Annotated in this window: 15 protein-coding genes; 6 read left to right on the forward strand and 9 right to left on the reverse strand. The window is 41.3% G+C overall.

The features are described from left to right. Positions 1–38 precede the first annotated feature (38 nt). The 4 genes from V7K15_RS01425 to V7K15_RS01440 all read left to right on the forward strand — a co-directional run bounded on the left by V7K15_RS01425 (position 39) and on the right by V7K15_RS01440 (position 4,616). Entirely contained in the window at positions 39–230 is a 192-nt protein-coding gene (locus V7K15_RS01425) for a type II toxin-antitoxin system HicB family antitoxin (protein WP_442949637.1), read from the forward strand. A gap of 212 nt (positions 231–442) precedes the next feature. Beyond that, positions 443–2,611: a type I DNA topoisomerase gene (gene topA, locus V7K15_RS01430; protein ID WP_334902359.1), complete on the forward strand. Its 2,169-nt coding sequence runs from the start codon at positions 443–445 to the stop codon at positions 2,609–2,611. A gap of 322 nt (positions 2,612–2,933) precedes the next feature. Continuing rightward, the gene (locus tag V7K15_RS01435; protein WP_334902361.1) at positions 2,934–4,058 is read left to right on the forward strand and encodes a site-2 protease family protein; all 1,125 of its coding nucleotides are present in this window, start codon (positions 2,934–2,936) and stop codon (positions 4,056–4,058) included. Between the two features lie 234 nt (positions 4,059–4,292). Next, a complete protein-coding gene (locus tag V7K15_RS01440; RefSeq protein ID WP_334902363.1) occupies positions 4,293–4,616 on the forward strand; it encodes a hypothetical protein in 324 nt (107 codons plus the stop codon). Here the strand turns inward: V7K15_RS01440 and nagA are convergent. After that, positions 4,609–5,793, reverse strand: a complete 1,185-nt coding sequence (gene nagA / locus V7K15_RS01445) for an N-acetylglucosamine-6-phosphate deacetylase (RefSeq protein ID WP_334902365.1) — start codon at positions 5,791–5,793, stop codon at positions 4,609–4,611. The genes V7K15_RS01440 and nagA overlap by 8 nt on opposite strands. 172 nt (positions 5,794–5,965) lie before the next feature. On the opposite strand from nagA, the gene purE reads away from it, so the two are divergent. Further along, a complete protein-coding gene (gene purE / locus V7K15_RS01450; RefSeq protein WP_334902366.1) occupies positions 5,966–6,484 on the forward strand; it encodes a 5-(carboxyamino)imidazole ribonucleotide mutase in 519 nt (172 codons plus the stop codon). Positions 6,485–6,556: 72 nt separating this feature from the next. Next, positions 6,557–6,856 carry a putative quinol monooxygenase gene (locus V7K15_RS01455; protein WP_334902368.1) on the forward strand — a complete coding sequence of 100 codons (300 nt, stop codon included), beginning with the start codon at positions 6,557–6,559 and terminating at the stop codon, positions 6,854–6,856. 702 nt (positions 6,857–7,558) lie between these two features. Here the strand turns inward: V7K15_RS01455 and V7K15_RS01460 are convergent. The 8 genes from V7K15_RS01460 to V7K15_RS01495 all read right to left on the reverse strand — a co-directional run. Continuing rightward, positions 7,559–7,759, reverse strand: a complete 201-nt coding sequence (locus V7K15_RS01460; RefSeq protein ID WP_334902370.1) for a hypothetical protein — start codon at positions 7,757–7,759, stop codon at positions 7,559–7,561. Between the two features lie 19 nt (positions 7,760–7,778). Continuing rightward, on the reverse strand, positions 7,779–8,201 hold the full coding sequence (locus tag V7K15_RS01465; RefSeq protein WP_334902372.1) for a hypothetical protein: 423 nt from the start codon (positions 8,199–8,201) through the stop codon (positions 7,779–7,781). A gap of 4 nt (positions 8,202–8,205) precedes the next feature. Beyond that, positions 8,206–8,541, reverse strand: a complete 336-nt coding sequence (locus tag V7K15_RS01470; protein ID WP_334902374.1) for a hypothetical protein — start codon at positions 8,539–8,541, stop codon at positions 8,206–8,208. 39 nt (positions 8,542–8,580) lie between these two features. Then, positions 8,581–9,000 carry a hypothetical protein gene (locus V7K15_RS01475; protein ID WP_334902376.1) on the reverse strand — a complete coding sequence of 140 codons (420 nt, stop codon included), beginning with the start codon at positions 8,998–9,000 and terminating at the stop codon, positions 8,581–8,583. Between the two features lie 19 nt (positions 9,001–9,019). Further along, a complete protein-coding gene (locus V7K15_RS01480; protein ID WP_334902378.1) occupies positions 9,020–9,361 on the reverse strand; it encodes a hypothetical protein in 342 nt (113 codons plus the stop codon). Positions 9,362–9,606: 245 nt separating this feature from the next. Further along, positions 9,607–9,807, reverse strand: coding sequence for a helix-turn-helix domain-containing protein (locus V7K15_RS01485; protein ID WP_334902380.1), 201 nt, complete (start codon positions 9,805–9,807; stop codon positions 9,607–9,609). A gap of 6 nt (positions 9,808–9,813) precedes the next feature. Next, positions 9,814–10,461 carry a hypothetical protein gene (locus tag V7K15_RS01490; RefSeq protein ID WP_334902381.1) on the reverse strand — a complete coding sequence of 216 codons (648 nt, stop codon included), beginning with the start codon at positions 10,459–10,461 and terminating at the stop codon, positions 9,814–9,816. A gap of 2 nt (positions 10,462–10,463) precedes the next feature. Further along, on the reverse strand, positions 10,464–11,783 hold a 1,320-nt coding region (locus tag V7K15_RS01495; RefSeq protein ID WP_334902382.1), incomplete at its 5' end, for a hypothetical protein.

Raw genomic sequence — 11,783 nt, forward strand, 5'->3', positions numbered from 1 at the left:
ATAATAAATAACTACAACTCTCTTGCCAACAACAGTGTATGAAGTTCAATGTAATACTTGATCGCGATGAAGATGGGGTTTGGATTGTCGAGTGTCCCAGTATTCCTGGTTGTGTTAGTCAAAACAGACAACAGAAGAAGCCCTCGAAAATATCAAAGACGCGATCGCAGGCTGTCTTGAAGTTCGTGCAGAACTTGGTTTACCGCTCACTGTTGAGACTCATCAAGTAGAGGTTACAGCGTAATCTGCAACAGCCATCGCACAATCAAACATCGCATTGGGATGATTTACCTCTAAACTCAGTTCAGCAATTTCTCAAGCTTTTTGGTACAGTATTCTAGAAAATCCAGATCACGAGAATAGGCGTTTGCCCTTAGTGATGGCTGCGCCATCGCTCATTGCAATTGCCAGTTTATTGCTCAAAATCTAGAACGCAGTTGCTATGATCAAACGCCTGCTTGTGGTAGAATCTCCGGGAAAAGTCAAAAAACTCAGTCAAATTCTGGGTGCAGATTGGAAAGTTCTGGCCAGTTGTGGTCACATCCGAGAACTTAGCAATGAAGGGGACGATTCCTTGGGTTTCGTCATGGACGGCAATAATGTTCGGTGCAATTACGTCCCGCGTGACCAACGAGCCAAAGAAACAATCCAGAAACTCAAGTCTGCGGTGAGGCAGGTTGATGAAGTTGTCTTAGCAACCGACCCAGACCGGGAAGGGGAGACGATCGCTTGGCACCTGAAAGAAACGCTGGGTTTAAGAGAACCGAAACGAGTAATTTATACTGAGATTACAGCATCGGCGGTGCAGAGTGCGATCGCTAATCCCAGAAAGCTAGACCAAAATTTGATTGGTGCTGGGCTGTGCCGAGATTGCCTAGATAAGTTGGTGGGTTACAAAGGTAGCCCTTTAGTTTGGGCATTGAATAACGGCGCTAAGAGTGTTGGCAGAGTCCAAAGCGCGACGTTGCACTTGATTTGTCAGCGAGAAACCGAAATTCTGGCGTTTGTCCCCCAAGATTACTGGAGTGTCTGGGTAGATTATGCTGAAGGATTCCGAGCTTTTTACAAAGGGACGGTCGATTCTGCCAAAGATGCAGCAGACCAAGAAACTGAAACTGACGATGACGCAAAGGTAGGTAATAGTCCAGAAACGCCGGAGTCTAAACGCGTTCTTTCCGAAGCAGAGGCAACACGTTTAGTTGAAGAAGCACTGCGGCATCCTCATCAGCTGATTCATCTTGAAGGTAAAGTCGTTAACCGCCAGCCACCTCCACCATTTACAACTTCCAGCCTTCAGCAAGCAGCCGGTTCAAAGCTGAGGTTTGCTCCTGACAAAACCATGCTTGTTGCCCAAAAGCTTTATGAGGCAGGGTTAATTACATATATGCGAACAGATTCAGTAATGCTGAGTCCAGAATTTTGTGCCAGCGCCCGTAAATGGTTGGAGCAAAATGATCCGCAGAATGTACCGCAGCAAGTCGCCAAGCATCGCAGTAGCAAATCGGCTCAAGAAGCACATGAAGCGATTCGTCCAACGGATGTGTTTCGTCCCTCAGTTCAATTGCGTTCTGAACTTCCTGATGATCAGTTTAATCTGTATGTGATGATCTGGAAACGGTCAATTGCTTCTCAGTGTCGTGCTGCCCAATTGCGTAAAACTTTGGTGATTACTCAGTCTGGTTCTCTACTGTGGTCAGCCAGAGGGCAAGTAATTGAATTTTACGGTTATGCCCGGTACTGGAACAATCTCAGCAAGGATAGTGTTTTACCTTCATTACAACAGGGACAAGCATTGAAACTGGAGAATGCTGGACATGAGCAAAAGCAGACTCAGCCACCACCTCGTTATAGTGAACCAAAATTGGTGCAACTGATGGAACGTAAAGGAATTGGTCGCCCAAGTACTTATGCTCCCACTGTTGCTACTTTAAAAAAACGCAATTATGTGGAGTTGAAAAAAGACCATCTTCAACCGACAGCGTTAGGGTTAGAAGTTGATGCGTTTTTGCTTAAAGCACTGCCTGATTTACTAGAGGCGGAATTCACAGCAAAAATGGAAGATGCCCTTGATGCAATTTCCGAAGGAAAAAACTCTTGGCAGGATTATTTAACAAGTTGGAATCAGAATTATTTTGTACCAGCGCTCTCCAAAGCTAAAACTATAGTTCCAAGTTCCTCAATAGGTAAAGCTAATGTGATAACTGAGCGGAAATATGAAACTTCCAAGACTCGATGCCCTGAGTGCAAAAATTTTCTCGCCAAAATTCCCAGTAGTAAAGTTAAAAAGAAATATTTTTTAAAATGCACAAAAAGCTGTGAAAATGTTGTGCTGTTTTGGAGCGACTTTAACAAAACTTGGCAGCCACCACAAACTAAAGCAGTCCAAGCTGAGAATCAACAAAAGCCTCCTGTGAAAACGACGGCATATCCCTGCCCAGTATGTAAAAAACCTCTAGAGGAGTACAGTTATATAAAAGATGGGGAGAGTAAGACAATGTTGCGATGTTGTGACCCGCGATCGCGTCAGGATACTAAACATAAAGATGTGGCTTATTTCAGTACGCAAAATGGGTGGTGGAGTCCTAAGTTTGGGGAGATAAAACCTAACTAATTTTAGCTATTAGTATTAATCAACAACGTAAGCATTACCATTACTCATGAACAGAGAAATCCAGACGTGAGCAAGTTGCCTCGTAGATCAAAGAATCCTCTCTTCGAGACGCTAACGCGAACGTGCCTTTAGGTCGAGGAGTGTCAAAAATGGTTAGCAGAGGAGATTAAGGAGAAATAACTTCTGATTCCCAATAACCACACCTTTACGGACGGACACCACTACCGTTATCAAGATTAAAACTTCTTAACATTTCGTTACACTAAAGACATCGAGAAGGACGAAAGCAAACCTCTCGAAGCTGAAATCAAAGGTGAACGACATGAATGGCACAATTCGGGTTGGTAATCTCTTCGGAATTCCCTTCTATATCCATCCGTCGTGGTTTTTAGTTCTGGGTTTGGTAACTTGGAGCTATAGCAGTGGACTGGCGGCGCAATTTCCCCAATTGTCTGCGGGATTAGCTTTGCTACTGGGATTGATGACAGCACTGATGTTATTTGCCTCTGTCGTCGCCCATGAATTAGGCCACAGCTTTGTTGCAATTCGTCAGGGAATTGATGTCAAATCGATCACACTATTTATATTTGGCGGTTTGGCTAGCTTAGAAAAAGAGTCGAAAACCCCAGGTGAAGCTTTCTGGGTAGCGATCGCTGGTCCAATAGTTAGTTTACTACTCTGCGGTATCCTTACAGTTATTGGTGTTACTACTGCTGCATCAGGGCCGTTAGCTGCAATTCTTGGTGTTCTGGCTTCTGTTAACTTGGCATTAGCCCTGTTTAACCTGATTCCTGGCTTGCCCTTAGATGGCGGAAATATACTGAAAGCCATAGTTTGGAAAATTACAGGTAATCCTTATAAAGGTGTGACCTTTGCGAGTCGAGTTGGGCAAATCTTTGGTTGGGTAGCAATTCTTTCTGGTATGGTTCCCCTACTATTATTTGGCAACTTCGGTAACTTCTGGAATTTGTTAGTTGGCTTCTTCTTATTACAAAATGCTGGTAATGCGGCTCAATTTGCCAAAGTGCAAGAAAAGCTCACAGGTTTGACAGCCGAGGATGCTGTAACTCATGATAGCCCGATTGTATCTGCTAATCTTAGCTTGAGAGAGCTTGCCGATGAGCGAGTCATAAGTGGACAAAACTGGCATCGGTTTTTAGTGACTGATGATGATGGACAATTAGTAGGTGCGATCTCTGTTGATAACTTACGAACCATCCCAACAGCACTGTGGTCAGAAACTCCAATCAAAGAAGTTATGCGACCAATTACCGAATCTACCACAGTCCAATCCGATCAACCTCTGCTGGAAGTCATGCAGTTACTCGAACAACAAAAGCTATCTGTCCTCCCCGTGATTCGTGAGAATGGCGTTCTAGTTGGAATCTTAGAAAAAACTGCAATTATCCAACTACTGCAAAGCCGAACTCAACCGAACCCTGCATAGTTTATTGACATTCTCCCACCAAGCTACACTGTGGTGGGAGATTCTTGTTCCACACTAAACAAGAGTAACTAGACGTAAAAGCCAATAGCTTAAAGGATTTTAAACAAGATTACCCCGTTAATAAACGATGGTGCGATCTCTAAAGTTCGATAATTTAAATAAATCAAGTATCATATTCTTATATTGTTAGTCAACGCCTGATCTCTCAGTCAGACTAGACATAGAGAATGATATATGAATTCGACAAATCCTCCTGAAAACGTGATTAATTGTTTGCAGACTATTTTGGATGCCACTGCTGCGGGAAATTACGAACTTTTTCTTACGGTAGGTGATTTAGAGTACAGAAGAGATATTACCAAAGAAATATTTGACCAAGTTAGCTCCCCGCTAATTCCACGCATGTCTGAGGGTTATACAACTACTTATTTCGGTCATCTCAAACAAGGAGAAACTCAGACCTATTTGTGGAAGCTGAGTTTTGCTGATGATGGACATGAATTTATAGTACGTGTGGGGATGAAGGGAGACAAAGTTAATCTGATATGGATTACTTAAAATATACCAAATCTGCTGTGATAGCACGTTGCCAAGTTAATTCTTTTGTAGTTTCATCCCAATGCCAGCGTAATAAGTTAGTGGATTGACTCTTAATAATTCCTGGTAAACCAATTGCTTTTCTAGGTGCATTAGTAGCTAAAGCGATCGCATTTTCTACGTCACAAATTCCCCATTTTAGCAAATTCTGCACTCCCACTAACAACGGTAAAGTCGTCCCCGACAAAGTGCCATCGGCCAGTTGTGCCGTACCGTTTTTAACTTCAATTTGCCGACTATCCCAAGGATACACGCCATCGGGTAGCCCCAAAGGTGCAAGGGCATCGCTGACCAGAAACAGCCCTTTTTCTTGATAGCTAGCACGAAGTAAAATTTGCAGCATTGTGGGCGAAACGTGTTTACCATCAGCAATAAAACCACACATCACATCAGGATGAGTAATTGCTGCCCCTAATAATCCTGGTTCGCGGTGATGTAATGCTGGCATAGCGTTGAAAGCATGAGTTACCATCGTTGCACCCTCCTCAAAGGCGCGTTGGGCTTGGGCAGATGTTGCTTGAGAATGCCCTAAACTGACAGTAATCCCCAGAGAACGCAAATATGGAATTACTTCACCAGTGAAATCTAACTCCGGTGCTAAGGTGATGATTTTCACAACATGAGCATAATTACCCAAAACCCGCTTTACCTCGTCAATTGTTAAGGGTAACAAGTATTCTGCTGGGTGTGCGCCGCGCTTTTGGAAATTCAAAAATGGGCCTTCTAGATGTACTCCCAGAATCTTGGCACCTGCTTGTTGACTGGGAATAATATCAGCAATAATAGTAAGCGATCGCTGAATGTTTTCTACTGAAGTTGTCACAAGTGTCGGTAAAAATCCATCTACCCCTAAATCCCACAAAAATTGCCTTATTTTCTGGAGTATATGAGCGTTTTCAGCCGTTAAATCAGGAAATGCCAATCCCAATGCACCGTTAATTTGCAAATCAACGCCGCCTAGAGAAATCCAGTCACCTGCTACATCTACTAGGGTAGTACGGCTCTGTACTCCTACTGTACGCATTGGTAAGATTTGCTCAATTATGCCCTCTTGATTAACCAAGAGCATCTGCAAATCTTTGTACCCTGGTACTCTAGCATTGATAATATCTACAGGATTTTGTGTTGCTTGGGTCATCACAGTGGCGAAAAAATAGCTAAATCCTAAATCTCATCCGATTTTAGATGAAACAATCGCCGATTAATCCAAAATCCAAAATCGTTCGACTGAGCGTAGCCGTACCCCTCCGGGGAAGCAAGCTACGCGTAGCGTTCCGCAGGAAAGTCCAAAATCCAAAATCCAAAATTTTATGACTCCCCTAGTTGGTATTATTATGGGCAGCGATTCTGATTTGCCCACCATGAAAGATGCGATCGCAGTTTGTGAAGAATTTGACGTTGAGAGCGAAGTGGCGATCGTTTCTGCTCATCGTACCCCAGAACGCATGGTGCAATATGCTCAACTTGCACACCAACGCGGTATTAAGGTGATTATTGCTGGTGCGGGTGGTGCTGCCCATCTGCCTGGAATGGTAGCGTCTTTAACTCCACTTCCTGTGATCGGTGTTCCTGTACCTACTCGTAACTTACAAGGTGTTGATTCTTTGTATTCTATTTTACAAATGCCTGCGGGTATTCCTGTAGCAACAGTGGCGATCGGTAATGCCAAAAATGCCGGACTTTTAGCAGTACAAATCCTCGCAACTCAGCAACCAGAATTACTAGAAAGAGTGCAACAATATCGCCAAACCCTATCTGAATCAGTAATTGCAAAGCAAGCAAAACTAGAACAACTAGGCTATGAGCAATATTTACAGCAAATGTTTTAAATAAATTTAAACACCAGAGTAGGAAAGCAGCAAGTCTTTTTCCTCTGCCCAATGCCCAATGCCCCATAACAAATGACTAACCAAACGATTCGCGTAGTTGCCCGTTTTATTGCTTTGCCTAATAAAGTAGAAGAACTAAAAGCTGTACTGTTGGAACTCATTGAGCCAACCCGTCAGGAAGCAGGTGCGATCGAGTATGAGCTTTTGCAAAACCAGTATGACCCAACAGACTTTACTTTTATAGAAGAGTGGACTTCTCATGAAGCCCTGAATACTCATCTAGATTCACCGCATATCCAAGCGTTAGCAGCCAAACTCGAAGGTTTAGTGACTGCTGCACCAGATGTCGGTCGATACGATCTTTTGGCATAGTGTCATAATCTGATTTAATTTGCTTTGCCTTAGCTTCTGCTAACTTAGGATTCTCTGGATTATCTGCCATTTGCAGAGTTAGATATTTTTGCTTCCCATTGTAAAGCTGACGTGGTAAATGTAGTCTGAGTCTTTCTTGAAATGATTCGACACCGACTGAACCTTTAGCTGCTTTATGTTCTACCTTCATTACCATATTCTCCATTGACTATGGAAATTCTCTGCTCTACTATCGTCATAGTCAATTCATAGTCAAAGTCAAGTTAAAAAATCTAAAAACCACCACTAGTTTTGCTACCGTTACTAGGGGTGTTTTTATTGAATCCTTGATAGCTGTGGCACAATTCAAATACATAACAATACTACTCAAGCCCGAATGCAGTTGTCTAGAGTGTCCCAAAAGTTTCGATTACCCTGAATCCCCAGAGAGAGAGTCCACCTAAAAAATGATTTTTTAAGTTGACATCTGGGTAAGTTAACTGTACTCATTCAATTTTCACAACCAATGAAAAGTGTAATAAAATTTGTACAGCCAAAACGCCTAATAACATTAATCCTTTTTTTGATATTCATGCATGAGACCAGAATTTACTTCAATTATATTGGACAGTGCGGAAAAATATCTGTTCACAAAGATTGCAAATAAAAGAAGCCTCAAAAATTTTAAAATTCTTGAAAGTTATTAAAATTGTCCGCAAGTTATTAGATTGAATCTCCAGAGAGTTTTTTAGCGGCTGCCCAGGCTTCAAGGCAATTCCAAGCTTCTTCATAGGAATCATGCGTATGTGTACATAAGGCGCAAGGGTTAGGTTTCTCGTCTGATCTAATAGTTAATCGCCACTTTCCAGAGTTGTTTCCTTCTGGATCGAGTAGTTCCAAGACTTCAATGATTTTGTGTTCCATTGCTCAAAGGCATACATGACTACTCACGGATTTTAAAATCATCTTTTTTTTGGAGGAAATTTTGCAAATCCTTTATATGACTGTAAACTTCTTTAAATTCATCTTCAGTTCTCTGCCATTTGTGATCAATCCTTTCCCTTAATCCATTGCGATCCAGTAAAATTGCATCCTTGTAATTTACGTAATCCTGCAAATGAACTTCAAGTCTTTTTTCTAAATCCTTGATTTTTTCAGCATTGCTGGCATATCGCTTCAATTCTTCCTCAAGACCGGCTATTGAGAATGAAATTTTATTAATTTTGCTAATAATGTTGATTGCCACGCTACCAAGCATAACAATGCTGCCAACAACTCCTAAAAATATTCCTGTAGTTTGAAGACTGACTGTTATTTGTGGTTGTGGTGAATCAGCAACACCTACAACTGAATATGTAGTATTCATTTTCTTAAGTACCTACAAATTCCCATATTTTGAAAGTGCAATCCTTAAAGTATTTTGGAACTTCAAAGGAGACTTGATAATTAGTTGGAAAGTGCAAAAACTTAATGATTGCTGGCGTGTAAAGAGAAATAAAGCGAAATTCACCGAGTGCCAACCCTAACGAAAATGGTACGGGAATAACTTGATGCAAGTATCCCGCTTTGTACCAATTTGGTCTAACAGTTGTAACAGCAACTTGCACAGCTACAACTGATGAGGAGAAAAGATGAGTAGGCTCAAAAGCTGCTATCGGCTGAATAATCATCTGTCCAGATATAGTTGCATTCTTAGTGGAATCCATTATTAAATTCCACCTACTCGCGTCGGTAAAATCAGTCACTTAATCAGTGATCATCCTTCTCGATTCAATTACGGCCTTAATTGTTCTGCCATTTAATTTAGTACTAATACCTTTCCAAGTTAAATTAACAATTCCTGCTGGGGTTGGTTGTTCAATAGTTGCACTCTTTAGCCCAGAGTAACGAACTCTTTTAATCGCCAAAACTAATTTAGTGGCAGCATCCACAATTTCAACCTCTGCCGTTCTCAAGATGCCATGCAGGAGCAAATCCCCCACGTCTGTTAGAACAACCTCTCCCTGGTGAGTTCCACTTACATCAGTAATACCTGTTGCCGTCGCCCAAGCAGGATCTAGATAAAGTTGTTTTGCACCACGAAAATAAAAGGTAAAAGGTTTTTCAGTTGCATCTAGTGCAAGCTGATTACCAGTAACGGATAGGGTTGCGTAAAGTCCAGCCATATTAATTGCTCCTTATATACTAAATGAAATTCCGATGGGTCTTGACGACACAAGAGCGCACGTAAAGATTTTTAACTTGTTTTCCAATGATGTTTTTAAAGGGTTTAGTAGACGGACATATAATTATTTTCCGTTTGGTAACTGTTCCCGTTGCTGTCGCTGAAAGCCCAATACTAATTTTGTTGGCCAGTCCATTTTTTTCTAATTCCACAGCTGACGTTTGGCGCAAACTAGCTGGGGGTGGGGTCGGCATATCTGTAAGCCCAATTACTTCTTTGATGCCGTCATAGGTAAGGCTATCAAGATGCAGTGCATAATTAATCCCGTCCAATACCAAGAGATAAGATTTTAAAATTGCCATAATTAAGTTTGTTCTTACATCTATTTGATTTTGATGTTTTTATGTAGCAAAATTTTATCTCTATTAACAAGCAAGTGCCATTACCAAATAGTTGCTATAGCAATAGAACAAGAATAAATAGAAACATCAGTTTGATACTTGAATCAAAGTTAGCAAATCATATGTAAAATTTGTAACCCCTCAACAACGGTTACACGGTAGGATGGAATATCGCGCCTTAATCCCCGACATAAACAACGACGCATCTACGGACTATTTACCGTAGGTTTCATGACGTACCAGCGTCGTCCTAACTTGAAAGCTTTAATTTGTCGAGTATAAATTTTTCGCATCATAGAGCTTTTTGAAAAATGATACTGTTTGCAAGCTTGTTTCAAAGTAATAGCAGATTCTAGATTATCGGGGATTTGCCACCAGGGACGAGGCTGGACAGTATCATTTGCCATTATCATTTACCACTTGACGATCCAATCGGGTAACACACTAAGGCAACCTGTAGAGTAAAATTTTGCCATTCGACATTTAACCGTAATTTCTGCAATTGAACTACTCGGCTTAACTAAACATGATTTGCTTTGATAAGCTCCAACTAAGTAAGCTGAATCAACTAATGTTTTTGCTGCTTTTAAAACTAGCAGTCCGTTTTCTTCATCTTTGGAATGAATTGTAATTCGGCTATTGTCCTTGAGTACGTAGATTATTTCCCAGCTACCACGCTCGTAGTTTGGTATAGGTGCTTGAGTTAATTGCAGCTTTTGCGGTTTGTGCTGAGGTATTGTAATCCGATATTTCGGAGAGCCAATAACCTTGCCAGTACTATCGACCTCAACAAATTGATAAATCCCTTGAGGGCGGTGATACTCTGGGCGAATTAGCCAGCCATCAGGGCAGACAGCGTAAGCATCACCAGAAGGAAAACGTTGATTAAATAACGTAATTCGACTTTGAGCAATTAAGCTAGAATCATTTGATTTAACAGTCATTAATTGGATTAACTCGTTATCCGCAGTGGACGGAGTTGCCCCAAAATGTGATGCAATCGTAGGGTTGTAAGTTGCAATTAAACTTTTTCTAATTACTGCCCAATCTCTTGTAGGCATAATTAAGAATTAAGCTCTTGATTTCTAGTAGTTGTAGCTTCCGTAATTTTGGTTTGGATACTGGTATTTAAGTTTGTAATTTCTGTCTTAATTTGTTCAGATAGAATCGCCGATGTTTTTGGGGTTTCGTTATTAATTACTGTTAATGCATCTGTTGTAACAATCAAAGCTCCAGTTTTTAGATTTATATCTACTGGGTAGTATTTCCAGTTACTCTCTGACAGAATACCGTCATCTTGCATAGCGTTAAATCCGATTGCAATTGTATTAATTGTTTTTTCGGAACCATTAAGCAGTAATGCTCCAATCTCTCGTACCTCGTTTAATAAATTAGCAAAACCATTACCATAGCCATTTTTGCAACTTGCTCCATCAGCAATGGCAATTTGTTTGAATTTCAGAGCTTCTGCTTCTTCAGTGCCTTCGACGACGTTTATTGATTGTGTGGTATAAACAGGATTTTTATCTTTGTCACAGTGATCAAATATTTGTACAGTTATGGATGAAGTCTTCACTGGTTTCTCTGGTTTATTTTTAAGATCATCTATTTCCTTTTGCAGCGCTGCATCAGCTGCAACCTGTCCGGCGGCAAGAATAGTCGCCAGTCCCCTAGCATCGGACACAATTCTTGCTACTGCTTCACCTTCACCTTCTAACAGTCTGGTAGCCGTTTCAAGCTCAGTTTGTGCCAGTCTACTGCCCGTTTCAAGCTCAGTTTGCGCCAGTCTGGTAGCCGTTTCAAACTCAGTTTGTGCCAGTCTTGTAAGCGCTTCAATATCAGCCTTTCCCGAATCTTCAATACTTTTTAAACCATCTTTAAGAGAGTCTCCCAAGCCGTCGATTACACTTTTCTCAGAATCAGCAATTGATTTAATTTCATCTTTAAGAGAGTCTGCGACGCCCTCTATTACGCCTTTTTCAGAATCAGCAACTGATTTTAGTTCATCCTTTTCAGCATCGGCGATTCCCTTAAATTCGCCCCTTTCAGCATCAGCAATTGATTTTAGTTCATCCTTTTCAGCGTCAGCGATTCCCTTAAATTCGCCCTTTTGAGCATCAGCAATTGATTTGAATTCATCTTTAACAAATTCACCAAATGACTTGAGTTCAGTTTCAGCAGTCTGAGCGACTCCTTTGAGTTCAGTTTCAGCAGTCTGAGCGACTCCTTTGAGTTCAGTTTCAGCAGTCTGAGCGACTCCTTTGAGTTCAGTTTCAGCAGTCTGAGCAACTCCTTTGAGTTCAGTTTCAGCAGTCTGAGCAACTCCTTTGAGTTCAGTTTCAGCAGTCTGAGCAACTCCTTTGAGTTCAGTTTCAGCAGTCTG

The organism is Nostoc sp. (assembly GCF_036919815.1).
In the GTDB taxonomy this organism is placed as follows: Bacteria; Cyanobacteriota; Cyanobacteriia; order Cyanobacteriales; family Nostocaceae; genus Nostoc.

Excerpts from the sequence above, each read along its gene's own strand:
- V7K15_RS01455 (WP_334902368.1), top strand. The coding sequence starts at position 6,557 with ATGACTAACCAAACGATTCGCGTAGTTGCCCGTTTTATTGCTTTGCCT.
- V7K15_RS01490 (WP_334902381.1), bottom strand. The coding sequence starts at position 10,461 with ATGCCTACAAGAGATTGGGCAGTAATTAGAAAAAGTTTAATTGCAACT.
- V7K15_RS01460 (WP_334902370.1), bottom strand. The coding sequence starts at position 7,759 with ATGGAACACAAAATCATTGAAGTCTTGGAACTACTCGATCCAGAAGGA.
- topA (WP_334902359.1), top strand. The coding sequence starts at position 443 with ATGATCAAACGCCTGCTTGTGGTAGAATCTCCGGGAAAAGTCAAAAAA.
- V7K15_RS01465 (WP_334902372.1), bottom strand. The coding sequence starts at position 8,201 with ATGAATACTACATATTCAGTTGTAGGTGTTGCTGATTCACCACAACCA.
- V7K15_RS01470 (WP_334902374.1), bottom strand. The coding sequence starts at position 8,541 with ATGGATTCCACTAAGAATGCAACTATATCTGGACAGATGATTATTCAG.
- V7K15_RS01440 (WP_334902363.1), top strand. The coding sequence starts at position 4,293 with ATGAATTCGACAAATCCTCCTGAAAACGTGATTAATTGTTTGCAGACT.
- purE (WP_334902366.1), top strand. The coding sequence starts at position 5,966 with ATGACTCCCCTAGTTGGTATTATTATGGGCAGCGATTCTGATTTGCCC.
- V7K15_RS01425 (WP_442949637.1), top strand. The coding sequence starts at position 39 with ATGAAGTTCAATGTAATACTTGATCGCGATGAAGATGGGGTTTGGATT.
- nagA (WP_334902365.1), bottom strand. The coding sequence starts at position 5,793 with ATGACCCAAGCAACACAAAATCCTGTAGATATTATCAATGCTAGAGTA.
- V7K15_RS01480 (WP_334902378.1), bottom strand. The coding sequence starts at position 9,361 with ATGGCAATTTTAAAATCTTATCTCTTGGTATTGGACGGGATTAATTAT.
- V7K15_RS01475 (WP_334902376.1), bottom strand. The coding sequence starts at position 9,000 with ATGGCTGGACTTTACGCAACCCTATCCGTTACTGGTAATCAGCTTGCA.
- V7K15_RS01435 (WP_334902361.1), top strand. The coding sequence starts at position 2,934 with ATGAATGGCACAATTCGGGTTGGTAATCTCTTCGGAATTCCCTTCTAT.
- V7K15_RS01485 (WP_334902380.1), bottom strand. The coding sequence starts at position 9,807 with ATGGCAAATGATACTGTCCAGCCTCGTCCCTGGTGGCAAATCCCCGAT.